The sequence below is a fragment of the Lysinibacillus sp. CD3-6 genome, assembly GCF_006351725.2.
Classification (GTDB): Bacteria; Bacillota; Bacilli; order Bacillales_A; family Planococcaceae; genus Lysinibacillus.
Genome location: NZ_CP085880.1, coordinates 1,070,057 through 1,095,964 on the forward strand (window position 1 = coordinate 1,070,057; position 25,908 = coordinate 1,095,964).

General features: G+C 40.5%; 20 protein-coding genes. 19 read left to right on the forward strand and 1 reads right to left on the reverse strand.

The features are described from left to right. Window positions 1–84: 84 nt before the first annotated feature. Window positions 85–1,263 (reverse strand): AraC family transcriptional regulator, encoded by a 1,179-nt coding sequence (locus FH508_RS05000; protein WP_173478120.1) that lies wholly within the window; start codon window positions 1,261–1,263, stop codon window positions 85–87. Between the two features lie 245 nt (window positions 1,264–1,508). Here FH508_RS05000 and FH508_RS05005 point away from each other — a divergent pair, with 245 nt between their 5' ends. The 19 genes from FH508_RS05005 (at window position 1,509) to opp4C (ending at window position 23,849) form a co-directional block, all read left to right on the forward strand. Next, on the forward strand, window positions 1,509–1,838 hold the full coding sequence (locus tag FH508_RS05005) for a DUF485 domain-containing protein (RefSeq protein WP_173477840.1): 330 nt from the start codon (window positions 1,509–1,511) through the stop codon (window positions 1,836–1,838). A 21-nt stretch (window positions 1,839–1,859) separates the two neighbouring features. Next, window positions 1,860–3,428, forward strand: coding sequence for a sodium/solute symporter (locus FH508_RS05010; protein WP_173477839.1), 1,569 nt, complete (start codon window positions 1,860–1,862; stop codon window positions 3,426–3,428). 648 nt (window positions 3,429–4,076) lie between these two features. After that, window positions 4,077–4,556: a signal peptidase II gene (gene lspA / locus FH508_RS05015; RefSeq protein ID WP_173477838.1), complete on the forward strand. Its 480-nt coding sequence runs from the start codon at window positions 4,077–4,079 to the stop codon at window positions 4,554–4,556. Further along, window positions 4,553–5,464: an RluA family pseudouridine synthase gene (locus tag FH508_RS05020; protein ID WP_173477837.1), complete on the forward strand. Its 912-nt coding sequence runs from the start codon at window positions 4,553–4,555 to the stop codon at window positions 5,462–5,464. The genes lspA and FH508_RS05020 overlap by 4 nt, the downstream gene beginning before the upstream one ends. Window positions 5,465–5,806: 342 nt before the next feature. Beyond that, the gene (gene pyrR, locus FH508_RS05025) at window positions 5,807–6,349 is read left to right on the forward strand and encodes a bifunctional pyr operon transcriptional regulator/uracil phosphoribosyltransferase PyrR (RefSeq protein WP_173477836.1); all 543 of its coding nucleotides are present in this window, start codon (window positions 5,807–5,809) and stop codon (window positions 6,347–6,349) included. Between the two features lie 20 nt (window positions 6,350–6,369). Continuing rightward, window positions 6,370–7,680, forward strand: coding sequence for a solute carrier family 23 protein (locus tag FH508_RS05030; protein ID WP_173477835.1), 1,311 nt, complete (start codon window positions 6,370–6,372; stop codon window positions 7,678–7,680). A gap of 207 nt (window positions 7,681–7,887) precedes the next feature. Then, the gene (locus FH508_RS05035) at window positions 7,888–8,766 is read left to right on the forward strand and encodes an aspartate carbamoyltransferase catalytic subunit (protein WP_173477834.1); all 879 of its coding nucleotides are present in this window, start codon (window positions 7,888–7,890) and stop codon (window positions 8,764–8,766) included. A gap of 1 nt (window position 8,767) precedes the next feature. After that, a complete protein-coding gene (locus FH508_RS05040; protein WP_173477833.1) occupies window positions 8,768–10,045 on the forward strand; it encodes a dihydroorotase in 1,278 nt (425 codons plus the stop codon). After that, window positions 10,045–11,145, forward strand: coding sequence for a carbamoyl phosphate synthase small subunit (locus tag FH508_RS05045; protein ID WP_173477832.1), 1,101 nt, complete (start codon window positions 10,045–10,047; stop codon window positions 11,143–11,145). Before FH508_RS05040 ends, FH508_RS05045 begins: the two co-directional genes overlap by 1 nt. Next, window positions 11,138–14,335 carry a carbamoyl-phosphate synthase large subunit gene (carB, locus tag FH508_RS05050; RefSeq protein ID WP_173477831.1) on the forward strand — a complete coding sequence of 1,066 codons (3,198 nt, stop codon included), beginning with the start codon at window positions 11,138–11,140 and terminating at the stop codon, window positions 14,333–14,335. The genes FH508_RS05045 and carB overlap by 8 nt, the downstream gene beginning before the upstream one ends. 1 nt (window position 14,336) lies before the next feature. Next, complete coding sequence (locus tag FH508_RS05055) at window positions 14,337–15,110, forward strand: dihydroorotate dehydrogenase electron transfer subunit (RefSeq protein ID WP_139860213.1); 774 nt, start codon at window positions 14,337–14,339, stop codon at window positions 15,108–15,110. Continuing rightward, a complete protein-coding gene (locus FH508_RS05060) occupies window positions 15,107–16,018 on the forward strand; it encodes a dihydroorotate dehydrogenase (RefSeq protein WP_139860211.1) in 912 nt (303 codons plus the stop codon). Before FH508_RS05055 ends, FH508_RS05060 begins: the two co-directional genes overlap by 4 nt. Further along, complete coding sequence (gene pyrF / locus FH508_RS05065; RefSeq protein WP_139860209.1) at window positions 16,018–16,728, forward strand: orotidine-5'-phosphate decarboxylase; 711 nt, start codon at window positions 16,018–16,020, stop codon at window positions 16,726–16,728. Before FH508_RS05060 ends, pyrF begins: the two co-directional genes overlap by 1 nt. Then, entirely contained in the window at window positions 16,725–17,354 is a 630-nt protein-coding gene (pyrE, locus tag FH508_RS05070; protein WP_139860207.1) for an orotate phosphoribosyltransferase, read from the forward strand. Before pyrF ends, pyrE begins: the two co-directional genes overlap by 4 nt. A gap of 720 nt (window positions 17,355–18,074) precedes the next feature. Continuing rightward, window positions 18,075–19,073, forward strand: a complete 999-nt coding sequence (locus FH508_RS05075) for an ABC transporter ATP-binding protein (protein WP_173477830.1) — start codon at window positions 18,075–18,077, stop codon at window positions 19,071–19,073. A gap of 9 nt (window positions 19,074–19,082) precedes the next feature. Next, on the forward strand, window positions 19,083–20,072 hold the full coding sequence (locus FH508_RS05080) for an ABC transporter ATP-binding protein (protein WP_173477829.1): 990 nt from the start codon (window positions 19,083–19,085) through the stop codon (window positions 20,070–20,072). A 61-nt stretch (window positions 20,073–20,133) separates the two neighbouring features. Beyond that, entirely contained in the window at window positions 20,134–21,867 is a 1,734-nt protein-coding gene (gene opp4A / locus FH508_RS05085) for an oligopeptide ABC transporter substrate-binding protein (protein WP_173477828.1), read from the forward strand. A 94-nt stretch (window positions 21,868–21,961) separates the two neighbouring features. Beyond that, window positions 21,962–22,927 carry an oligopeptide ABC transporter permease gene (opp4B, locus tag FH508_RS05090; protein ID WP_173477827.1) on the forward strand — a complete coding sequence of 322 codons (966 nt, stop codon included), beginning with the start codon at window positions 21,962–21,964 and terminating at the stop codon, window positions 22,925–22,927. A 13-nt stretch (window positions 22,928–22,940) separates the two neighbouring features. Next, window positions 22,941–23,849: an oligopeptide ABC transporter permease gene (opp4C, locus tag FH508_RS05095; RefSeq protein ID WP_173477826.1), complete on the forward strand. Its 909-nt coding sequence runs from the start codon at window positions 22,941–22,943 to the stop codon at window positions 23,847–23,849. The last annotated feature ends 2,059 nt before the right edge of the window (window positions 23,850–25,908 follow it).

Here is a 25,908-nt window from a genome sequence, read left to right on the forward strand (position 1 = left end):
CGATAGTGGAAAGGATCATTGAATGGGAGGTAAGCGAGGAAGTCTGCACGAAGCTGTTTAGCAACCAAACATTCAGTATCATCTTTACTTAAACAATATTTCAATTGTATTGCGGTAGTCGGTTGGTGAAATCCCCACATATTTTTTAAAAGTAAGACTGTAATAATTGGGTGTATTAAAACCAGAACTTGCTGAAATTTTTTCAATGGTGTAGTCAAACTTGCGTAAGGAAGGGAGTGTTTTAATAATGCGAGTAAACGCTACATAATCAACAAAATTACGACCAGTTTCTTTTTTAAATAAGCGACTAAAGTGAGTAGGACTAAAATTAATTGATTTGGCGACATCACTAACAACTAGCTGCTCATCGTAATGCTCCTCAATATATTGAATAGCCTTTTGTAGCTGTTCATGTTTTGTTAAATCTTCATAAAATCGTATGTGAATATTATCTACAGGTGGTTTTCTACGAGCTTTTCTAGCCTGACTGTAAGATTCTTTAACTTGCATAGCGTGCGTAAAAACACCACCGATGCCTATAAAAAGGTGGATATTATAATCTCTTTTCAAAAGTTCGATAACAGCCATTAAAGTAGTGACACCATCTGTCCAATGCTTAAATGATGTATACGTCTGCGGTATCCGCATGAGCACTAATAAATATCGCTCAAAATTTAAAAAGGACAGCGGGGCTTTGTCCGAAAAATGCTGACGAAAAATATTGGTAATTACACTACTTGCGTCATGTAGTATCGGTCGGTTTTGTTGAGCATCTACATAGCCTTGGATTAAAAATACGATATTTGGAATACAGTCAGAAGATAAAAACGATGAAGCTTGTACAATTTCCTGTTCACTGTTTATTTCTCCCCGTATTAGCCGTCTCAAAAAAGCTTCGCGAAATGGTGATGTATGATTGTGAGGGATTTGTTGTGACAGCTCAAGCATCGTAACGGTACTTGCTTGCTGATCTTTATAGGATGCATAAAGCTTTTTTACAATTCGTAAAAATTTTTGTTTTTGCAAAGGTTTAATAAGAAGTGCTAGTAAATTTAATTCAATGGCAATACCTGCTGAATAGGTTAAGTGTACTGCAACAATAGGGACAATAATACTATTAGGATAATTTTTCTTTAATCGTTTGACCTTTACCCAATCAAATAAATGGTTAATTTCATAGACGAAAATTGCCACCTCTTGTGCGCTTGGTTGTGTACATTCGATAAATGTATACGGGAGGAATTCTTCTAACCATCCTATCATTTGCTGTTTCTCAATTGAATTCTCAACGTACCATACGACGTTTAAAATGCTAAACAGCCCCTTTCTAAAATCCAAAAATAAAAAGAAGTTTAATAAAAGTATTTTAACTTAAAATAGCAATATTTTGTACTAATACAGCAAAATATTGTACCTATATTATTAGAAAAATAGAATAGAATAGTTGTAGTGAATAATAATTTGAAATTTCAGATAATTATTCACCTAGACTAAAGGGGGTTAGTACTATGGCGGGGAGTCATGATTATGAGTATGTGGAAGCGGGAACTGTGGATGTTAGAGATTTGCCACCGTTAGATCCGACAACACATAAAATTATGAAGGATGAGTTTACTACAGGCTTTAGCTTAACGGTATTTTACTTTATTTTAATTTTTAGTATCCCAGTAATGAATTGGTTCGCTCCTGAATTTGCCTTTAAGAAAGTATGGGGAGGCATGACTGTAACATGGTTTGTCACAACAATTGTCATGATGGTGATGGCCTTTGTTATTGCTTATGTGCATACGGCTTTATATGAAAAACGTTTGAAAAAATATGAAATGTCAAATAACTAGTTCATTAAAGGGGGCAGTTGAATGATTGAGACGCTATTAGAACCAAAGATGTTGTTGACCATTGCACTAATGGGAACGATTGTGTACATTACGTATTTAACGAAAAAAAATACAACGGCATCTGATTTCTTCGTTGGGGGACGGAGTTTCGGATGGTTTACGAATGGGTCAGCCATTGGAGGAGACTATTTAAGTGCAGCAACATTTTTAGGAATTGCTGGTTTAACATTTCAGTTAGGCTATGATGGTGCATATTATGCATTTTGCTTCTCCATCGGTTTAACTTTACTAGCTATTTTTGTTGCGGGCCCATTAAGACGCTTTGGTGCATTTACAGTGGCAGACTTTTTAGCCTATCGCTTTCATAGTAGACGAGCACGCTTAGCCGCAGTTATTGTTGTTTTAGCGATTTCAGGATTTTATGCGGCTCCACAGCTATTAGGGGCAGCACAAATATTAAGTATGTTTTTTGGTACATCTTATGAATTCGGCATTATCTTTACATGTGTAGTGATGATTTTCTACGTAGGAATAGGCGGAATGAAAGGGACGACAATCAACCAGGCGCTCGAGCTTTGGATTCGTCTAGGTGCGTTCATTGTCATGCTTATTGCAGCAATGTATGGGGGCTTGCATTACGATAAAATTTTAGCAGCTATTAATTCTTTTAACGGTCCTATTACAGGTACATCACCTTATGCATTGGATGGTAGTGATGTAAACTTTGATGGTGCAGCATGGACGGGGACAGGCTTTTATTTCCCAACGTTTTGGCAAACAATCAGTATGACAATCGGTTTAGCGCTAGGTACTATTGGGTTACCGCATATTTTATTGCGTTTTTATACAAATCCAAGTGCTAAGGCTGCCCGTAAATCCGCTTTAATGGCCATCGGAATTGCTAGTACGTTTTTCTTATTAGCAGTATTTTTAGGCGTTGTTGGTCGTGCTATTTTCATCTCAGGTAGTGCGAGTGAAGAAGTAATGAGAGATTTAGTACTTGGTGGCAATAACATGGTTATTCCAACAACTGCGCTTGCCTTAGGAGGCGACTGGCTTCTCGGCCTCGTTATTGCTGGGGCATTTGCTGCTATCTTCTCTAATTTATCAGGCCTATTTATTACAAGCTCTGGTGCATTAGCACATGATTTATATGCTAGCTTTATGAAAAAAGATATTACGCAAAAACAGCGAGTAGTTGCTGGAAAAGTAGCTATTGTTATTTTAGGTATTCTTTATGGCGGTCTAGGTTTACTTGTTAAAGATGCTTCTATCGGTCATTTAGTCGCTTTAGCATTTACAGTTGCTGCGAGTACATTTACACCGATTTTCATCTTAGGAATTTGGTGGCGAGGGATGACTGAAAAAGGGGCTATTGCAGGATTGGTGATTGGACTTGTTGTCTCCATGTGGATGATTTTTTTACCAGGAACACTTCCGAGTTTCTTACAATTTAAAATTCCAGGTATTATAACAGTTCCAGTAGGTTTCCTGTCTGTCATTATTGTGTCATTGTTAGATCGGAAAGTCCCTGCAGATGTAAATGATTTTATGAAGCGCGTACACTCGAAAGAATCTGAAACGGTATAGGTCCTGATACAACTTTCACTATTTAGTAATAAATTGTAAAAAGCTTAGACAGTAGACCAACTCAAAGAAGATGGAGTTGGTCTACTGTCTTTTTATTTTGAGTCAATCAATTAATGCTTCTTTTAAAGTAATGTGTCCGCAATCGTCTATTGGGCTATGCAAAGTTGGATATTTTCCACGAGGCAAGCCCAACACGGATACTTTTGGGAGGAAAGGCAAAAAGAGTTATCATCACCTCATGTATTTTTTAGGAGCAGTCTATTTTAGGTTAGCAGGCGATACTAGTTAATTGGAGTGGAAGGTGCGACACTCCTGCGGGAACAGTACAAGCAGAAAATCCATTTTTGCGGCTTCTGCCGCAAAAATTAGTTGGAGCTGTGCCTGCGGAAAGGGAGCGTCTGGAACGGCAATCAACGGCTTCCTATTTTACGTAGAAGTCGTCCAAAATAGGGGACAACTTATTGAACTTTTTTGGACAAGGCATGGCGTTTATGTGATTTTTTTGACAGAACGATTGATTAAGCACGCCGATTTTTGCTTTTGGGCCACAGCCTTGTGTTTCCGTCATATTTTCATGTTATATTAGTTATTGCTATATAAGCTCTTATGGTAGAATAGGTAAGATGTTGAGTGATCGGAGGAATAGCTGTGTATAAATATTATGGATTGGCCGCTTTTGTGATTATTTTAGATCAATGGACAAAATGGCTAATTGTGAAAAATATGGAGTTTGGTGAACGCATTTCCGTATGGGATCCATGGTTTGGCATTTTATCGCATCGCAATAGAGGTGCAGCTTGGGGAATGCTAGAAGGGCAAATGTGGTTATTTTCCATTGTGACAATTGCTGTTATTGGCGCCATCATTTACTTTTATCATAAAGAAGCAAAGGGCAAGCCTCTTTTCCAAGTGGGTTTAATGCTGTTATTGGGCGGCGCCGTTGGTAACTTTATTGATCGTTTATTTAGAGGAGAAGTAGTAGATTTTGTCGACGTATTAATCCCTATTATGAATTACGATTTCCCAATTTTTAATATTGCGGATGCAGCATTAACAATTGCCGTTGTCGTATTAATGATTGGTTTAATCGCCGAAGATAAAAAAGAAAAGAAACAGGTGAAACAATGACGCAAGTATCATACACAATCGAAGAACAACAGCAAGGAGAGCGCATTGACAAAGCGATTTCAAGTATACAAACAGAATGGTCTCGTACACAAATTAGCAATTGGATTACAGAAGGAATTGTTAAAGTAAATGGTGAGACAGTAAAAGCGAAATATAAGGTAAAAGCAGGCGATGTAGTAGAAATCATCGTGCCAGAGGCAGAACCTTTAGATGTAATCGCTGAAAACCTAGCACTTGATATTGTTTATGAAGATGCGGATGTGCTCGTTGTCAACAAACCAAAGGGTATGGTTGTCCATCCTGCGCCTGGTCATATGACAGGTACACTTGTGAATGGTTTAATGTATCAATGTAAAGATTTATCGGGCATTAATGGTGTAATGCGCCCAGGTATTGTACATCGTATTGATAAAGATACATCAGGTTTACTGATGGTAGCGAAAAACGATGTGGCGCATGAATCGTTAGTCGATCAACTTGTGAACAAAACGGTAACGCGTAAATATACAGCTCTTGTTCATGGACATATTGCACATGATAAAGGGACGATTGACGCACCGATTGGCCGCGATCAAAAGGATCGTCAAAAGCAAGCAGTTGTTGATAAAGGAAAACATGCGGTAACACACTTCCAAGTTATTGAACGTTTCGGTGATTACACACTTGTAGAATGCCGCCTTGAAACAGGACGTACACACCAAATTCGCGTGCATATGAATTATATTGGTTTCCCACTTGTCGGTGATCCAAAATATGGACCGAGAAAGACAATTGATTTTGGTGGACAAGTATTACATGCAGGAATTTTAGGATTTAATCATCCTACAACAGGTGAATATATGGAGTTTGAAGCACCACTTCCTGTCGATTATGTACAATTATTAGAGGAATTACGAAATAAGGATTGACGAATATTTAAAGAAGGTCTATACTAACGAAAGTGAATGAACGACTTTAATTTAATATTCACCTTTAATGGCAGTCCAGAGAGGCTGAGAAGGTACATGTGAACGTGTTGCAAAAATTTGTGCTGCAAATTTTTTCGACATGCTATTTAAACACGTACTCAACCCTCTCAGGCTATTCGCCTCGAGAGGTTTTTTTATGCCGTTGACAATGATGCTTAACGACTTAGGGAGCATCGCGTAACAATCCGAATGTGCTACAAAGCTTTCATCAGGAATTCTTTTTGATAAAAGTTGCGCATTATGGACAACACTGAAAATAGATTCTAGAGAGGAGGACAAAATATGTCAAAAAATGAGCTATTAGATGGGCCATCGATGACAAGAGCATTAACACGTATTGCACATGAAATAATTGAACGTAATAAAGGCATTGATGAATGTATATTAGTCGGTATAAAAACGCGCGGTGCCTTTCTAGCGAGACGCTTAGCGGAGCGTATCGAAAAAATAGAAGGTAAAGCGATTCGTACTGGTGAGCTAGACATTACACTTTACCGAGATGATTTAACGACAAAGCATGAAAATGAGCAAGCACATGTCGAGCAAGTTGATATCAATTATGTTGTTGCCAACCAAAAAATAATTTTAATTGATGATGTACTATATACTGGCCGCACAGTTCGAGCTGCATTAGATGCCATAATGGACTTAGGACGACCAGCCCAAATTCAACTGGCAGTATTGATTGATCGAGGCCACCGAGAGTTGCCAATTCGAGCGGACTATGTTGGAAAAAATGTGCCGACATCTGGAACAGAGCGGATCGTTGTTAATTTAACTGAAGTTGACGGTGAAGATTGCGTCATTATTTATAAAGAAGACTAACTATAAAGTGAGGAAACGTTATGTCAAAGGCAGTGTTAGATGTAAATGATAAACCGACTCCAGTCCAATTGGTGACATTAAGTTTTCAACACATGTTTGCCATGTTCGGGTCAACGATTTTAGTACCACAGCTAGTAGGACTTAGCCCAGCAATCGCCCTTCTAACAAGCGGGATTGCCACATTGTTCTTCTTATTAATTACGAAGTTTCAAGTACCAGCATATTTAGGCTCATCGTTTGCCTTTATCGCACCGATTTTACTTGCTGCAGGCGGTTTAGATGACAATGGCTTAAGTGTCAACCCAGGTAACGCTATGATAGGGGCGATGGCCGTCGGTGTTACCTACGGCATTGTGTCACTCATCATTTGGAAGAGCGGTTATAAATGGATTATGAAAATTCTTCCTCCAATCGTAGTTGGTCCAGTTATTATGGTGATCGGCCTTGGCTTATCAGGAACAGCAGTAGGCATGGCGATGAATGTTGATGGAGAGTATAACTTACTGCATTTCTCAGCAGCACTTGTCACATTATTTACGGCAATCATTTTTACAATCTTCTTTAAGGGGATTTTAAGTACAATGCCGATATTAATCGGCCTGATCGTAGGCTATGTATATTCAATCTGTATTGGTATCGTCAACTTCGAGCCGATTAAAGAAGCGAAGATGTTTGCAGTACCACATTTCATCATTCCAGGTATAGATTATGACTTTACGATTACATCTACGATTTTACTAGCGATGGTACCGATTGTCATTGTGACAATTTCAGAGCATATCGGTCACCAGCTTGTACTAGGAAAAGTAGTAAATCGAGATTATATTAAAGAACCAGGCTTACATCGCTCATTACTAGGTGATGGCTTTGGGACATTAGTGAGTGCGTTCATTGGAGGTCCACCAAAAACAACGTACGGCGAAAACATCGGTGTTCTTGCAATCACACGTGTTTACAGTGTGTACGTAATAGCAGGAGCGGCAGTGGTAGCGATTGTCCTGTCATTCTTCGGGAAAGCAATGGCAGTAATCGCAACAATTCCAACAGCTGTTCTTGGCGGAGTTTCCATTCTGCTGTTCGGTATTATCGCTTCAAGCGGTTTACGTATGCTAGTAGATAACCATGTTGATTTTGGGAACAGCCGCAATCTAGTGATTGCCTCTGTTATTCTAGTAATAGGTATCGGCGGTGCGAAATTTATCGTCACAGAATCTCTAAGTCTAGAAGGTATGGCGTTAGCAGCCATTATCGGAGTTGTGCTAAACGCGGTTTTACCAGGCAAAAAAGAAGCCGATATACCAGTACCTTACAATCAAAATAATAATTCATAGTAGTACCTTTTAATGAATTGTCCAGAGAGGCAAAAAAAGGGAAGTTGTGGACAAGCAATCAGTAAGCAATACAGCTTACTATAGTTTGTCACGCCTCCTTATGCCTCGCTGATGACATCAGCGGGGCTTTTACATTATTTAGACACTTAAATAATGAAGAACGTCATACATAGACGTTCATGACACACAATCTAATGGAGGTACATGATGAAGAACTTATTATCAATGGAACATTTAACAACTGAAGAAATTAACAGCATTTTACATCGTGCGCAGGCTTTTGAAAATGGCGAAACATCATCGTTATCTCGTGCTTACAACGTTGCAAACTTATTTTTTGAACCAAGTACCCGAACGAAAACGAGCTTTGAGATGGCAGAGCGGAAAGTCGGCTGTACTGTAATCCCGTTTGACGCAGGCTTTTCAAGTGTGACAAAGGGTGAAACGATGTACGACACAGTCAAAACATTAGAAATGATTGGCATGGATGCGGTCGTTATCCGAGCAAAAGAGGATGAGTATTATAACGAGCTACTAGAAGGCATTCATGTTGCAGTTATAAACGCAGGCGATGGCGCTGGTCAACATCCATCACAATCATTACTTGATCTGTATACGATAAAAAAAGAGTTTGGTTCTTTTGAAGGGTTAAATATCACAATCGCGGGAGATATATCGCATAGTCGTGTCGCGAAATCAAATGCTTCGGCGCTACAACGACTAGGAGCAAATGTGCACTTCCTGTGCCCCGAAGAATGGGCAGGAGATTTCAACGCACATCATTCTTGGGATGATTTAATCGAAATAAGCGATGTCATTATGTTACTTCGTGTACAACATGAACGTCATAAAGTAAATAAAAGCTTCTCAAAAGAAAGCTATCATGAAGAGTACGGATTGACAGTGGAACGTGAGAAGAAAATGAAGGAAAAAGCAATTATTATGCATCCTGCACCAGTTAACCGTGATGTAGAAATTGCATCAGAGCTAGTTGAATGCGAACGTTCTCGCATTTTTGAGCAAGTACGTAACGGTGTATATACACGCATGGCAATTATCGAAACAATTTTACAAGGGAGAGAATAACATGACAAAAGTACTTCAAAATGTGCAAATGTTAAATGAACAAGGTGAACTGCATACAGTGAATATCGCCATGGTCGATGGCAAAATTACTGCCATTGGACAAGAGGTCGATGTAGCTGGTGCGGAAATTATCGAAGGAAACGGTTTAGTTGTTGCTCCAGGCTTTGTAGATGTACACACACATTTGCGCGAGCCAGGTTTTGAACATAAAGAAACAATTGCCACAGGCTCTGCATCAGCAGCTAAAGGTGGTTTTACAACGATTTGTGCAATGCCGAATACAAAACCAGTGCCTGACACTGTAGAAAACATGCAACTAATTAACGGTCTTATAAAAGAAAGTGCAGTGATTCGTGTATTGCCATATGGCTCATTAACACAAGACATTTCTGGTGAAGTTCGTACGGATATCGCGGAATTAAAAGCACATGGTGCTGTCGCTTTCTCAGACGATGGAGTAGGAATCCAATTAGCTTCAACGATGTACGAACAAATGCAGGATGCAGCAAAGCATGACATGGTTGTTGTAGCACACTGTGAAGATAATTCATTAATTTATGATGGTGTCATGCATGAGGGCAAGCGCAACAAGGAGCTAGGGTTACCAGGTATTCCGTCCATTTGTGAATCTGTTCAAATCGCACGCGATGTTCTTCTTGCCGAAGCTGCAGGTGCACGCTACCATGTGTGTCACGTATCAACAAAAGAATCTGTGCGCTCAGTGCGAGACGCAAAAGCAGCAGGCATTCGCGTCACTGCAGAAGTTTGTCCACACCACTTATTACTTGAAGAGATGGATATTCCATCAGATGATGCGAACTGGAAAATGAACCCACCATTACGCGGTGCGGACGATAAAGATTCTCTACATGCAGCACTCCTTGATGGCACAATCGACTGCATCGCAACAGATCATGCACCACATACAATAGAAGAAAAATGTTGCGGTATGGTGGGCGCACCATTTGGCATCGTCGGTTTTGAAACAGCCTTCCCATTGTTATATACACAATTTGTTGAAACAGGGAAATGGACTTTAAAGCAATTAATTGATTGGATGACTGTGAAAGCTGCCCAAATTTTTGACTTACCATACGGAACGTTAGAAGTGGGTGCATCAGCAGACATGGTTTTAATTGATGTAAAGAAAGAACAAACAATTGATGCAGAAGGTTTTGTATCAAAAGGTCGCAATACACCATTCAATGGTTGGGTTGCGAAAGGTTGGCCAGTAGTAACTATTTTTGAAGGTAATATCGTATACCAGGAGGCAGAGTAATGAAAAAACGTTTACTTATTTTAGAAGATGGCACAGTATTTACAGGCACAGCGTTCGGTAGCGAGCGAGCTTCACAAGGTGAGATCGTATTCACAACAGGGATGACAGGTTATCAAGAAACGATTTCAGATCCTTCATTCTACGGACAAATCGTAACGTTAACATACCCACTTATCGGTAACTACGGTATTAACCGTGATGATTTCGAATCTATTACACCTGCAATTCGTGGATTTGTAGTTCGCGAACTAGCAAAAACACCGTCAAACTTCAGATGTGATTTAACAGTTGATGAATATTTAACATCAAAAGATATCCCAGGGATTGAAGGTATTGATACACGTAAATTAACACGCATTATTCGTAGCAAAGGATCTGTTAAAGCGATATTAACAGCGGCTGACGAAGAAGTGAATGTAGAAGAAACCGTCGCAAAACTACAAGCGACACCAGCCATTACACATCATGTGCGCGAAGTATCGCCAAAGGCTGCATACCCATCTCCAGGTCGTGGCAAACGAGTAGTATTAATTGACTACGGTATGAAGCATGGTATTCTTCGTGAATTAAATAAACGTGATTGCGATGTACTCGTTGTTCCTTACAACACACCAGCAGCAGAAATTTTAGCATGGCATCCAGATGGCATTATGCTGTCAAACGGTCCAGGGAATCCTGAAGACGTTGCAGAAGGTATCGAAACTGTACGCGATTTAATCGGAAAAGTGCCAATGTTCGGTATTTGCTTAGGGCACCAAATATTCTCATTAGCAAGTGGCGCAAAGGCATTTAAATTACCATTCGGTCACCGTGGTGGTAACCATCCAGTAAAAGATTTACGCACAGGTCGTACAGATTTAACATCTCAAAACCATGGCTATGCAATCGATATTGAGTCTTTAAAAGATACAGATTTAGAATTAACACATATCGCATTAAATGATGGTACTTGTGAAGGCGTACGTCATAAGAAATATCCGATTTTCACGGTACAATATCACCCAGAAGCATCACCAGGACCAGAAGATTCAAACCACTTATTTGATGAATTCATTGAAATGATGGAAGTAGAAGCAGGGAAGGGGAAACAACATGCCTAAACGTACAGATATAGAAACTATTTTAGTAATCGGGTCAGGCCCAATCGTCATCGGACAAGCAGCAGAATTTGACTATGCAGGCACACAAGCTTGTCTTTCATTAAAAGAAGAAGGCTACCGCGTTATTTTAATAAACTCAAACCCTGCAACAATTATGACAGATACTGAAATTGCAGATAAAGTATACATTGAACCAATCACACTAGAATTTGTATCACGCATTTTACGTAAAGAACGTCCAGATGCAATCCTACCAACACTAGGTGGTCAAACAGGTTTAAATATGGCAATCGAGTTAGACAACTCAGGAATTTTAAATGAGCTAAATATCGAAATTCTTGGTACAAAACTTGATGCTATCCATAAAGCAGAAGACCGTGACTTATTCCGTAACTTAATGTACGAACTTGGTGCACCAGTACCTGAGTCAGACATTATCCATAACTTAGATGAAGCGAAAAACTTTGTCGCAAAAATCGGTTATCCAGTAATCGTGCGCCCTGCATTCACACTTGGAGGTACAGGTGGCGGTATTTGTTATAACGATCAAGACTTAGAAGAAATCGTTACATCAGGTTTGAAATATTCGCCAGTGACACAATGCTTACTTGAAAAATCAATTGCGGGCTTTAAAGAGATTGAATATGAAGTAATGCGTGATGCAGCTGACAATGCAATTGTTGTTTGTAACATGGAAAATGTCGATCCAGTCGGTATTCATACAGGTGATTCAATCGTAGTAGCACCAACACAAACACTTTCTGACCGCGAAAACCAAATGTTACGTAATATCTCACTAAAAATTATTCGCGCACTAAAAATTGAAGGTGGCTGTAACGTACAGTTAGCCCTTGATCCATATAGCTTCGACTACTATGTAATCGAAGTAAACCCACGTGTATCTCGTTCATCTGCATTAGCTTCAAAAGCAACGGGTTACCCAATTGCGAAGCTAGCAGCAAAAATTGCAGTAGGCTTAACGTTAGATGAAATTAAAAATCCAGTTACTGGTTCAACTTACGCTTGCTTCGAGCCAGCATTAGACTACATCGTCGCGAAAATTCCACGCTGGCCATTCGATAAATTCGAATCAGCAAAACGTAACCTAGGCACACAAATGAAGGCTACTGGGGAAGTAATGGCGCTTGGTCGTACGTTCGAGGAAGCAATGCTAAAAGCTGTACGTTCACTTGAAACAGGTCAAGTTCATCTAGAGCTAAAACATGCTGAAGATAACTCTGATTCTTGGATTGAAAAACGCATCCGTAAAGCGGGCGATGAGCGTTTATTCTTCATCGGAGAAGCATTGCGCCGCGGAGTAACAATCGAGCAAATTCATGAATGGTCTGCAATCGACTTATTCTTCTTAAATAAATTCAAAAACATCGTAGATATGGAGCAAACACTTGCTGACAATAAAAACGATAAAAAAGTATTACGTACAGCAAAACGTTTAGGCTTTGCGGATAAAAAAGTCGCGGAACTATGGGACACAACGCAAGAAGCAATCTATGCATATCGTAAAGAAAATGGCATTGTCCCTGTCTATAAAATGGTGGATACATGTGCAGCAGAGTTCGAATCAGAAACACCATATTTCTATGGCACTTATGAGGAAGAAAATGAATCTATCAAGTCTGATAAACCATCTGTCATCGTATTAGGGTCAGGCCCAATCCGTATCGGTCAAGGAGTAGAGTTCGATTACGCTACAGTGCACTCAGTTTGGGCTATCCAAGAAGCAGGCTATGAAGCAATCATTATTAACTCAAATCCAGAAACAGTATCAACTGACTTCTCAATTTCAGATAAATTATACTTTGAGCCATTAACGATCGAGGACGTAATGCACATTATCGATTTAGAACAACCAATTGGCGTAGTTGTGCAATTCGGTGGTCAAACAGCTATTAACCTAGCTGATAAATTGGCTGCAAATGGTGTGAAAATTTTAGGTACATCGCTAGAAGACATCGATCGTGCTGAAAACCGCGATAAATTCGAACAAGCATTACATGCATTAGACATTCCACAGCCTCCAGGTGAAACGGCTGTATCAACAGAAGAAGCACTTGCGATTGGTGAACGCTTAGGCTTCCCAGTGCTAGTACGCCCTTCGTATGTACTAGGTGGACGTGCAATGGAAATTGTTTATAACGAAGAAGAATTACAACATTATATGGAAAACGCTGTTGAGGCTTCACCTGATCACCCAGTTTTAGTAGACCGATACTTAACAGGTCAAGAAATTGAAGTAGATGCGATTTGTGACGGTGAAAATGTATTAATCCCAGGTATTATGGAACATATCGAACGTGCAGGGGTACACTCTGGTGACTCGATTTCTGTATACCCACCACAAAAATTAACACAAACGCAAAAAGATACGTTAGTCGACTATACTACGCGTCTAGCAAAAGGTCTTGGTATCATCGGCTTAATGAACATCCAGTATGTAATTTCACATGGTGAAGTATATGTGATTGAGGTAAACCCTCGCTCATCTCGTACAGTACCGTTCTTAAGTAAAATTACGAACATTCCAATGGCAAACATTGCAACAAAAGCCATTCTTGGTAAATCAATCGTAGAACAAGGCTATCCAACAGGCTTAGCAGCAGAGCAAAAAGGTGTGTTTGTGAAAGTACCAGTATTCTCATTCGCAAAATTACGCCGCGTGGACATTACATTAGGGCCTGAAATGAAATCAACCGGGGAAGTAATGGGGAAAGATGCCACTTTAGAAAAAGCCCTTTACAAAGGCTTAGTTGCAGCTGGCATGGAAATTCGCACAGAAGGCACAGTATTATTCACTGTATCTGATAAGGATAAAGAAGAAGCAATTGCACTTGCCAAACGCTTCTCAACAGTTGGCTACCGCATCGTTGCGACAGAAGGTACAGCACAAGCATTTGAAGCAGCAGGCGTACGTACAGATGTTGTAGGTAAAATCGGTGCAAAAGGCCAAACGCTATTAGACTTAATTCAAAACGGTGAAGCACAGTTAGTAGTCAACACATTAACAAAAGGCAAACAACCAGCTCGTGATGGATTCCGAATTCGTCGTGAATCTGTAGAAAATGGCGTACCTTGCTTAACTTCATTAGATACAGCAGAAGCAATGCTGCGTGTAATTGAATCAATGACATTTACAGCAGAACAAATGCCAAAAGCGGAGGTAGTACATTAATATGATTCGTCAAGAGAAAATGACGGTCGTCTCTCAAAAGCAAATTGCGACAAACATTTTCGAATTGACACTTCGTGGTGAACTGGTTCAGGATATGACTCCTGGCCAGTTTGTCCATGTAAAGGTGTCAGATTCATTGGAGCCGCTTTTACGTCGACCAATCAGTATAGCAAACATAGATAAAGACAACAGTGAATTTACAATGATTTACCGTGCGGAAGGTCGAGGAACGCAAGTATTAGCAACAAATCGTGAAGGGCAGTTAGTCAATGTCCTTGGCCCAATTGGTAATGGCTTCCCAGTCGACGCTGTAAAGGCAGGTGGGACTGCATTGTTAGTTGGTGGCGGCATCGGTGTACCACCTTTACATGAACTTTCCAAACAGCTTCATGCTCGTGGTGTGAAAACAATCCATGTATTAGGCTTCCAATCAGAAGATGTTTGCTTCTATGAGGAGCAGTTTAATGCACTTGGTGAAACGCATTACGTAACAGTAGATGGATCGAAAGGAACGAAGGGCTTTGTAACAAACGTGTTAGAAACGCGTGCACCCGAGTTTGATGTGTTCTATTCTTGTGGTCCTCTACCAATGCTAAAAGCGTTAGAAGGCTTCTACCCAGAAAAAGAAGGGTACTTATCTTTTGAAGAGCGCATGGGATGTGGCATTGGGGCTTGCTTCGCATGTGTATGCAAGACAACAGATCAAATTGAAAAAGACTATGTCAAAGTGTGCTCTGACGGTCCAGTATTCCCGAAAGGTACGGTGGCATTATGAGTCGTTTAAATATCCAAATACCTGGCTTAAATTTAAAAAATCCAATTATGCCAGCTTCAGGCTGCTTCGGCTTTGGTCGTGAATATGCACAGCTATACGATTTATCGAAGCTTGGCGCTATTATGATTAAAGCAACAACAGTGGAAACAAGACCTGGCAATCCAACACCACGTGTAGCGGAAACAGCAGCAGGGATGCTAAATGCCATTGGCTTACAAAATCCTGGTATTGAAAAAGTAATGAATGAAGAATTAAAGTTTTTAGAAGGCTATGATGTGCCAATCATCGCCAATGTAGCTGGAACTGAAACAGCAGATTATGTGGAAGTTGCACGTCGCATCTCTGCAGCACCGAATGTAAAAGCGCTAGAACTGAATATTTCTTGCCCGAATGTAAAATGTGGGGGTATTCAATTCGGTACAGACCCAGCAACAGCACGAGAGCTCGTTGCGGCAGTAAAAGCTGTTTCAGAAGTACCTGTTTACGTAAAATTATCACCAAATGTAACGAATATCGTAGAAATCGCTCAAGCAGTGGAAGCAGGCGGAGCGGATGGTATTACGATGATTAACACTTTAATCGGCATGCGTTTACATGAGCGTACAGGTAAACCAGTTATTGCAAATGGTACAGGAGGCTTATCTGGTCCAGCAGTAAAACCAGTTGCCATTCGTATGGTATATGAGGTATATAAAGCCGTTAATATTCCGATTATTGGAATGGGCGGAGTGAGCGAAGCGCAAGATGTTATTGACTTTATGTCAGCAGGTGCATCAGCAGTTGCAGTTGGGACAGCCAATTTTGTAGACCATTTCGTTTGCCCGAACATCATTGAGGAGTTACCAGCAAAGCTTGACGCATTAGGCGTAGAGCATATTACGGACATAATCGGAAGGAGCCATCGTTAATGAATACAAAACCAATACTAGCACTTGATTTCCCAGGTGAGGCGGAAGTTTTCAAGTTTTTAGCACATTTTCAAGAGCCTCTTTTCGTAAAAATTGGTATGGAGCTTTATATGCAGGAAGGTCCTGATATTGTACGTAAAGTGAAGGATTTAGGTCACGATATTTTCCTAGATTTAAAGCTACATGATATTCCAAATACTGTTGGCTCAGCGATGAAAGGTTTAGCAAAATTAGGGGTAGATTTAGTCAATGTACATGCAGCAGGCGGTCGCCCAATGATGGAAGCAGCACTCGAAGGCCTAGAAGCGGGTACACCAGCGGGTCGAGCGCGTGCAGCGTTAATTGCTGTGACACAATTAACATCTACTACTGAAGTGCAAATGCAAACAGAGCAAAAAATTGCACTAACATTACAAGAATCTGTATTACATTATGCTAGCTTAACAAAACAAGCAGGCTTAAATGGTGTTGTCTGCTCGGTTCATGAAGCACAGGCAATCGCCGAAGTGTGCGGTGAGGAATTCTTACGTGTCACACCAGGTATTCGTTTAGCTGGTGGTGACGCACACGATCAAAAACGTATCGCTACGCCAGATGGCGCAAAACGTGATGGATCTTCGTTAATCGTAGTTGGGCGTGCCGTTACAGGCGCCCAAGATCCAGTGGCAGCATATAAAATCGTAAGTGAATTATGGGAGGCAACAAAATGACATTACAAAACGAAATCGCACACGCTATGCTAAAGGTAGGCGCAGTTGAATTAAATCCAACAGATCTTTTCACATGGGCATCAGGCATTCAATCACCGATATACTGTGATACTCGCTTAACTATTTCAGATCCAGTGATCCGTAAGCAATTGGCAAACGGCTTAGCAAAAATCATTAAAGAAAATTTTGAGGCTACAGAAATCGTAGCGGGTACTGCTACAGCAGGTATCCCACATGCTGCGTGGGTAAGTGACATTTTAGACTTACCTATGGTGTACGTTCGTTCAAAGGCAAAAGAGCATGGCCGTGGCAATCAAATTGAAGGAAAATACGCAGCGGGTCAAAAAGTCGTTGTAGTAGAAGATATTGTGTCAACAGGTGGTTCCTCTATTACAGCAGTAGAAGCTTTACGTGCAGCAGGTTGTGAGGTACTAGGTGTCGTATGTGTCTACACATATAATTTACCACGTGCTGAGCAAGCATTTGAAGAAGCTGGCATCCAATATGTATCTTTAACAAACTTTGATTATTTAATTGAAGCAGCGAACGAATCAGGTGCTATTAAAGAGGAAGATATTCCATTTTTAAAAGATTGGCATGCAAAACTGAAAGCTGGCGAACTATAAGGTTAAATAGAATAATAAGAAGAACTTTAAAAAAACGATCACGGTTAGATTAGCCGATGATCGTTTTTTTTATGAAGATGTACGTTTTGAAAAATTAATAAAAAAATAGTTTTTTACTGTAGCAAAAAGTGCTTTTTGTTGTTAATACTTTAAACCGAAAAACTATATAAAGATAATAATTGAATATTGTAAATAAACAGAATTATAGATTTGTTCCTAAAATATTCAAGTTTACCAAATAAAAGAATGCTTTAAGTAGGGAGAGCATGAAATAGGGTATTGATTATTATTATATCTAAATAATAAATAAATGATGGATAATAGAAAAAATAAGAAGGCTAGCAAATATATGTTTGTAAAGAATAGAAAAAATATATAATTTTTTGTAATAGTTGTATGGTTTATTATGTATATAACATTATGAGTGTTGTAAAAAAACTCTTGATTAAATGCATTATTTCTATATAAAATAGCAATATGAATAATTTTCAGATAATTCCATAAGTATATAGTTAGATGCTTTTTTGTTTCTTCTGTAAAAAATTTATTAATATGTTTTTTAATTGAATAAGATGAAAACTATTAAAAATTTGAGTAGAAATAATATTGAAATAAGTTTAATCAATTTTTGAATCTTTTTTCTGAATATTGAATCAGAAAAGTTTGTCATCGTAAGTTATTACTACATATTTCTATTTAGAAAAAATACAAAAAGGTGTGATGAGTGAAATGAATTTAATGCTTGAAGTGAAAAACCTTAAAACTGGTTTTGATATAGACGGAGAAATATATCACGCGGTTGATAACGTTTCGTTTACCGTTAAGCCAGGCCAAATTGTAGGTATTGTAGGGGAATCTGGTTGTGGGAAAAGTGTGATGTCACTATCAATCATGCAATTACTTCCTCAAGGGATTGGCAAAGTTACTGGAGGAGAAATAAAGTTTCAAGGCAAAAATATTGAAGGCTACAAAAGTGATGAGATGAATAAAATACGAGGCAAAGATATTAGTATGATCTTCCAAGAGCCTATGACATCTTTAAACCCTGTATTTACAATTGGCAATCAGATTGAGGAGATTTTATTAAACCATCTACCAATCTCGAAAACAGAAGCAAGAAAGCAATCAATTGAATTATTAAAAAGTGTAGGCATACCAAGACCAGATAAAATTGTCGATGAATATCCACATCAACTATCAGGTGGGATGCGACAAAGGGTCATGATTGCAATTGCCATCGCTTGTCATCCAAAGCTTTTAATTGCTGATGAACCTACTACTGCATTAGATGTAACTGTACAAGCCCAAATACTTGAACTGCTAAGAAAAATTCAAGCGGAAAATGATATGTCTATTATTTTAATTACGCATGATTTAGGTGTAGTGGCAGAAATGTGTGATGAAGTCATCATTATGTATGCTGGAAAAATTGTAGAGCGTACGAGTGTGGACAATCTTTTTTATAATCCGAAGCATCCTTATACAAAGCTATTAATGGCATCCATTCCACGTATTGATATTGAGGTTAGTGAGCTAACGACAATTCAAGGTATTGTGCCATCTTTAAAAAATATGCCGACAGTCGGCTGTCGATTTGCCGATAGATGCCCGTCAGTGAAACCAGAGTGTAGTACGGTAACACCTCAGCTTGTCCATATTGGCGAGGGTCATGAGGTTTCGTGCTTACTATATGAAGGTTCTATCCTAGAGAAGGTGTGAGGTAACAACATGACTGATACGACAATCAAACAACATAAAGAAACTTTGCTTGAAGTGAACAACTTAAAAACCTATTACCCGATTAAAGGTGGATTTCTCAAAAAAACAGTCGGACACGTGAAAGCTGTAGATAATATATCATTTTCTATTAAAAATGGTGAAACATTAGGGTTAGTTGGTGAGTCTGGTTGCGGAAAATCAACAACTGGCCGAACGATTATTAGATTGTTAGATTCTACAGAAGGACAAATCGTGTTTAATGGTCAGGATATTACGACATTACAAGGCAAATCATTAAGAGAAATAAGAAAAGATATCCAAATGGTTTTCCAAGATCCTTATGCTTCATTAAATCCAATGCAAATGGTTGGCAGTATCGTAGCTGAGCCTATTATGAATTTCCACAACAAATCGTTGGATTCTTTAAAAGAAGAAGTCATTGAATTATTGAGAAAAGTAGGGCTGCCGAAGGACGCGTATTATAAATATGCACATGAATTTTCTGGTGGTCAACGTCAACGAATTGGTATTGCAAGAGCATTAGCACTTAAGCCAAAGCTAATAATTGCCGATGAACCAGTTTCTGCCTTAGACGTTTCCGTACAATCTCAAGTATTGAATCTACTAAAAGAGTTGCAGGATGAGTTTGATTTAACGTTTTTATTTATTGCCCACGACTTAAGCGTTGTTAAACATATGAGTGACCGCATAGGCGTGATGTATTTAGGCAATATTGTTGAAATTGCGAACAAGGAAAGCATTTATGATGAACCGTTGCATCCATATACTCAAGCGCTCATTTCAGCAATACCCGTGCCAGATCCTCGGAAAAAAAGCAATCGCATTGTTTTACAGGGCGATGTACCGAGCCCAGCTAATCCTCCGCAAGGATGCCCATTCCATCCAAGATGCCCAAAGGCCATGATGGAATGTTCCTTAACAAAACCAGTATTAAAGGAGGTGAAGCCAGATCACAAAGTTGCTTGCCATTTATATTAAGCTGGCAAGAAAAAAAAGGATAAAATGCTTTTCAAAATAAAAAATTATCGGGGGGAAAAAAATGAAAAAGACTAAAACATTATGGTCACTTTTACTTATGCTCGTCATGGCATTGTTCCTAGCAGCATGTAATAATGATTCATCGAAAACGGACGACAAAGATACAGGAAAGGATACGGAAACACCAGTAACGACAACGACTGATGCTAAAGAAGGTGGCGTTGTAACATTCGGTACAGACCAAGCGCCAGAGGGCGTATTTGACCCTGCATTCGCGGGAAGTATTGTGGATGCATATATTCAAAACTTCATGATGGATGGCGTTTATGATGTAAATGATGAGTTAGAATATATACCAAACCTTGCAAAGTGGGATATTAGTGAAGATAAATTAACGTATACATTCAACTTTGAAAAGGGCGTAAAATGGCACAATGGTGATGAATTAACAGGGGAAGACTGGGTATTTGCATTAGAAACGTTAGCAGACCCTGATTATGATGGTCCTCGTTTTAATTATGTTGAAGGTGTAAAAGGGGCAGAAGATAAAAAAGCAGGAAAAGCTGATACAATTTCAGGAATTGAAGTTGTTGATCCTTATACAATTAAAGTGACATTTAAAGAAGTGAAAATTAATAATCTAGAGAGCATTTGGCAATATCCAATGCCAAAGAAACATTATGAAGGCATTGCAGTTAAAGATTTAAGTGAATCAAAACAAGTGCGTGAAACACCTGTAGGAAACGGGCCGTTTAAAGTGAAAAAAGTTGTGGACGGCGAGTATTCTGAATTAGAGCGTTTTGATGATTACTGGAAAGGGAAACCAGCGCTTGATGGTATTATTGTAAAAGTTATTGACCCATCATTAGCTGCGGGTGCGTTCCAAAACGGAGAAATCGACATCATGGATATTAGACCACAATCTGTGAAAGAGCTTTCAGCATTAAGCAATGTACGTATCGAAGAAACGACTGGTGTAGGCTATTCTTATATCGGGCTTCGTTTTGGTCATCGTGATCAAGCTACTCTTAAAAATGTAGCAGATTTTGATAAATTCAATTCAAAAGAATTACGTCAGGCACTATTATATGCTCTTAACCGTCCAGCAATGATCGATGCTTTCTTAGAAGGAAAAGCTGAAGTTGCGAATACAGTTATTCCAGTTACTTTCTGGACTGCTGCAGATGCTTCAGATTTAAATGCATATGACTTTAACGTAGATAAAGCAAAAGAACTATTAAAAACAGCAGGCTATGTGGATAAAGATGGCGATGGATTTGTTGAAGATCCACAAGGCCAACCATTTAAAATTTCATTTGGACACTATGCAGGACCAGCAGCATTTGAAGGTCGTTCACAAGCAATCATCCAATCTTGGAATGATATTGGTGTAAAAACTGAATTAGCAACAGGTAGCTTAGTAGAGTTTAACTTGTACAATGAAATGAAAGATAATGATGATGCTGCATTAGAGGCATTCTTCGGTTCTTGGAGCATGGGTTCTGATCCAGATCCATCTGGTTTATGGGCAAATGATGCAGAATGGAACTACGGTCGTTATGTAGATGAGCAAAACGACAAATTATTAAAAGAAGCGTTAAGCGAAGCGGCATTTGATAAAGACTACCGTAAAAAAGTTTATGTTGATTGGCAAAAGTACTTCAACGAAGAATTACCAGCACTTCCATTATGGGAAAACCTAGATTTATATGGTATTAACAACCGACTACAAGGTGTTCATATTAACGCTGTTGGTTTCCAAACAGACGTTTATAAATGGCATATTGTCGAGTAAATTTAATGCCTAAAAAAGGCTGAGAAACCTACTACTATTGGGCTCTTTTAAGGAGCCTGATAGTAGTAAATTTTAATTGATAAGGGGACGTCACATGCTTCAATACACACTTCGAAGATTACTCGGCATGATTCCATTGTTACTCCTTATTTCGTTAGTTGTGTTCTTCTTAGCAAAAATGATGCCAGGAGATCCATTTGCGGGAGAAATTGATCCTTCAAATACAAACCCACAATACATCGAGGAAATGAGAGAGAAGTTAGGCTATAATGATCCAATTATCGTGCAATATGGAAGATGGATGTCTAATTTTGTACAAGGGGATTTTGGCAAATCAACAGTTTATAAAAAACCTGCAGTAGATGTTATTGCACAACGAATTCCGAATACATTATTTTTAGCAGTAACCTCTTTAATTTTTACGTATATATTTGCTTTTTTCATGGGCATGTATGCAGGGAGAAAGCCTTATACACTTGGTGATAATTTAATAGCTTCATACAATTATTTGGCTTTAGCGATTCCATCGTTTGTCGCTGGTATTGTAGCCATTTATGTGTTCTCTTTCCAACTAGGATGGTTCCCATTCAACGGCTCAGTTGGCGTAGGACTTCAAGAAGGAACGTTTGCTTACTATTTAAGTAGGGTCCATCACGTATTATTACCAGCACTTGTTTTAGGATTAATGGGAACGGCATCCTATACGCAATTTTTACGAAACGATATTATTGAAAACAGTAGAAAAGATTTCGTACGTACAGCGAGAGCAAAAGGAACAAAGGAATCAAAAATTTACAACAAGCATATTTTAAGAAATTCGATTATTCCGATTATTACTTTTCTTGGTTTTGACATCGCGACATTAATAAGCGGTGCAGTAATAACAGAAACCATCTTTACTTATCCCGGAATAGGCGCACTATTTTTAGATTCCGTTGGTAGAAGAGATTATGCGGTCATGATGTCGATAACTATGTTACTTTCGTTCTTAACACTTTTTGGGAATTTAGTAGCCGATTTATTGTATGGTATAGTAGATCCGCGAATTAGACTAGATTAGGGAGGGGAAAAATGTGGAGATTATAACAAAACAAGAAGCGTCTGCATCAAAAACACCGAATAAAAGCCCCTCTCCATGGGTGATAGCGAGAAGAAAGTTCGTTAAAAATAAATTAGCTATGATAAGCCTTATTTTTTTACTAATCGTTATTATTCTATCGTTTTTAGCACCATATATTACGACAAAAGATATCGTGCGTGTAGACTTTATGAAAATTAGCCAACCACCTTCCAGTGAGAATTGGCTTGGAACCGATACAAATGGCCGTGATGTATTTACACGAATGCTTTATGCAGGTAAATCTTCTTTAACGGTTGGTATAGGTTGTATGTTTTTCATTGTTTTAATTGGGACAACTATAGGGTCTATTTCAGGTTATTTTGGGGGCAAAATCGATCAAATTTTAATGCGTTTCACTGACTTTGTATTAATGTTCCCATTACTAGTTTTTGTGATCGTGCTAAATACGATTTTAGTTGGTAAAGTATCAGGCTTATGGACGTTAATCATTGTCATTTCCGTATTAAGCTGGGGTAGTGTTGCCCGTGTTGTACGAAGTCGAATTCTTGCAGAAAAAGAAAATGAGTACATTTTAGCTGCACAGTCAATCGGCTGTAAATCATCGAAAATCATTATGAAACATTTATTACCGAACGTCGCTTCTACAATCATTGTACAAGCTACATTATTAATGGCGGTAACAATTGTTATTGAGTCGGCATTAAGCTTCTTAAACTTCGGTGTGCCAGCAGATACACCAAGTTGGGGAAATATGCTAGCCGAGGCTAGAAACTCAGACGTGCTAAGAGATAAAATTTGGATCTGGATTCCACCAGCAACAGCCATTACATTAGTCATTTTATCGATCAATTTTATCGGAGAAGGACTAAAAGATGCAATGAATCCAAAATCAAGAAGATAATGTTGGTAAATAAATGGCACCTATCAAAGTCAAACTTTGATAGGTGCCATTTGCTGTTGGTGTGGAGAAGGGGGATTCTGCGGAGCGAGAGTTGATCCCGCAAAGCGAAGGTTGATTTTAGGGGATGAGTGCGATCCCGCGAAGCGAGGGAGTAATTCCGCGGGGTGAGGGAGTAATTCCGCGGAACGAGGGAGTAATTCCGTGGAACGAGGATTGATTCCGCGAAGCGAGGAGCTGATTCCGCGAAGAGGTGTGATTCCGCGGGTTGAGGGAGTAATTCCGCGGGTTGAGGGTGTAATTCCGCGGAGCGAGGGAGTAATTCCGCGGAGCGAGGGGCCGATTCCGCGAAGCGAGGGAGTAATTCCGCGGGTTGAGGGTGTAATTCCGCGGGGTGAGGTGTGATTCCGCGGGTTGAGGGTGTAATTCCGCGAAACGAGGGGTTGATTCCGCGAAGCGAGGGAGTAATTCCGCGGAGCGAGGGGCCGATTCCGCGAAGCGAGGGAGTAATTCCGCGGAACGAGGGAATGATTCCGCGAAGTGAGGTGTGATTCTGCGAAGAGAGGATTGATTCCGCGGAGCGAGGGAGTAATTCCGCGAGGTGAGGCTGTGATTTCGCGAGCGAGGGTATAATTCGGCGGAACGAGGGGCTGATTCCGCGAAACGAGAGTGTGATGCCGCGGGTTGAGGGTGTGATTCCGCGGAACGAGGGAGTAATTCCGCGAAGCGAGGAGCTGATACCGCGGGTTGAGGGTGTAATTCCGCGGAACGAGGGGCTGATTCCGCGAAGTGAGGATTGATTCCATGGGGTGAGTGCTGATACCGCGAAGCGAGAGAGTAATTCCGCGGAGCAAGGGTGTAATTCCGCGGAACGAGGGAGTAATTCCGCGGAACGAGGGTGTGATTCCGCGAAGCGAGGTGTGATTCCGCGGAGCGAGGGAGTAATTCCGTGGGGTGAGGGTGTGATTCCGCGGAACGAGGGGCTGATTCCGCGAAACGAGAGTGTGATTCCGCGAAGCGAGAGAGTAATTCCGCGAGTTGAGGGTGTAATTCCGCGAAGTGAGGTGTGATTCCGCGAAGCGAGGGCTGATCCCGCAAAGCGAAGGTTGATTTTATGGGATGAGTCCGATTCCGCGGAGCGAGGGGCTGATCCCGCGGAGCGAGGGGCTGATTCCGCGAAGCGAGAGAGTAATTCCGCGGAACGAGGAGCTGATTCCGCGAAGTGAGGTGTGATTCCGCGGAGCGAGGGGCCGATTCCGCGAAGTGAGAGAGTAATTCCGCGGAACGAGGGGCTGATTCCGCGAAGCGAGAGAGTAATTCCGCGAGTTGAGGGTGTAATTCCGCGAAGTGAGGTGTGATTCCGCGGAGCAAGGGTGTAATTCCGCGGGTTGAGGGAGTGATTCCGCGGATTGAGGAAGTGATTCCGCGGAGCGAGGGAGTAATTCCGCGGAGCGAGGGTGTAATTCCGCGGAACGAGAGTGTGATACCGCGGAGCGAGGGAGTAATTCCGTGAAGAGGTGTGATTCCGCGGGTTGAGGGAGTAATTCCGCAGAGCGAGGGGCTGATTCCGCGGGTTGAGGGAGTAATTCCGCGGAACGAGGGGCTGATTCCGCGAAGTGAGGTGTGATTCTGCGGAGAGAGGATTGATTCCGCGGAGCGAGGGGTTGATTCCGCAGAGCAAGGGTGTGATTGCGCGAGTTGAGGGAGTAATTCCGCAGAGCGAGGGGCTGATTCCGCGAAGCGAGGGCTGATACCGCGGAGCGAGGTGTGATTCCGCGGGTTGAGGGTGTAATTCCGCGGAGCGAGGGGCCGATTCCGCGAAGTGAGAGAGTAATTCCGCGGAGCGAGGGGCTGATATCATGGGGTGAGTGCTGATTCCGCGGAGCGAGGGTGTGATTCCGCGGGTTGAGGGTGTGATTGCGCGGGTTGAGGGAGTAATTCCGCGAAGAGGTGTGATTGCGCGGGGTGAGGGTGTGATTGCAGCGAGCGAGGAGCTGATACCGCGAAGCGAGGGTGTAATTCCGCGGAACGAGGGAATGATTCCGCGAAGCGAGGGAGTAAT

Coding starts and splice junctions, on each gene's coding strand:
- FH508_RS05000 (WP_173478120.1), bottom strand. CDS start 1,263: ATGATAGGATGGTTAGAAGAATTCCTCCCGTATACATTTATCGAATGT.
- carB (WP_173477831.1), top strand. CDS start 11,138: ATGCCTAAACGTACAGATATAGAAACTATTTTAGTAATCGGGTCAGGC.
- FH508_RS05040 (WP_173477833.1), top strand. CDS start 8,768: ATGACAAAAGTACTTCAAAATGTGCAAATGTTAAATGAACAAGGTGAA.
- FH508_RS05020 (WP_173477837.1), top strand. CDS start 4,553: ATGACGCAAGTATCATACACAATCGAAGAACAACAGCAAGGAGAGCGC.
- pyrE (WP_139860207.1), top strand. CDS start 16,725: ATGACATTACAAAACGAAATCGCACACGCTATGCTAAAGGTAGGCGCA.
- pyrF (WP_139860209.1), top strand. CDS start 16,018: ATGAATACAAAACCAATACTAGCACTTGATTTCCCAGGTGAGGCGGAA.
- FH508_RS05010 (WP_173477839.1), top strand. CDS start 1,860: ATGATTGAGACGCTATTAGAACCAAAGATGTTGTTGACCATTGCACTA.
- FH508_RS05035 (WP_173477834.1), top strand. CDS start 7,888: ATGAAGAACTTATTATCAATGGAACATTTAACAACTGAAGAAATTAAC.
- opp4B (WP_173477827.1), top strand. CDS start 21,962: ATGCTTCAATACACACTTCGAAGATTACTCGGCATGATTCCATTGTTA.
- FH508_RS05055 (WP_139860213.1), top strand. CDS start 14,337: ATGATTCGTCAAGAGAAAATGACGGTCGTCTCTCAAAAGCAAATTGCG.
- FH508_RS05060 (WP_139860211.1), top strand. CDS start 15,107: ATGAGTCGTTTAAATATCCAAATACCTGGCTTAAATTTAAAAAATCCA.
- FH508_RS05075 (WP_173477830.1), top strand. CDS start 18,075: ATGAGTGAAATGAATTTAATGCTTGAAGTGAAAAACCTTAAAACTGGT.
- opp4A (WP_173477828.1), top strand. CDS start 20,134: ATGAAAAAGACTAAAACATTATGGTCACTTTTACTTATGCTCGTCATG.
- FH508_RS05080 (WP_173477829.1), top strand. CDS start 19,083: ATGACTGATACGACAATCAAACAACATAAAGAAACTTTGCTTGAAGTG.
- FH508_RS05030 (WP_173477835.1), top strand. CDS start 6,370: ATGTCAAAGGCAGTGTTAGATGTAAATGATAAACCGACTCCAGTCCAA.
- pyrR (WP_173477836.1), top strand. CDS start 5,807: ATGTCAAAAAATGAGCTATTAGATGGGCCATCGATGACAAGAGCATTA.
- FH508_RS05005 (WP_173477840.1), top strand. CDS start 1,509: ATGGCGGGGAGTCATGATTATGAGTATGTGGAAGCGGGAACTGTGGAT.
- FH508_RS05045 (WP_173477832.1), top strand. CDS start 10,045: ATGAAAAAACGTTTACTTATTTTAGAAGATGGCACAGTATTTACAGGC.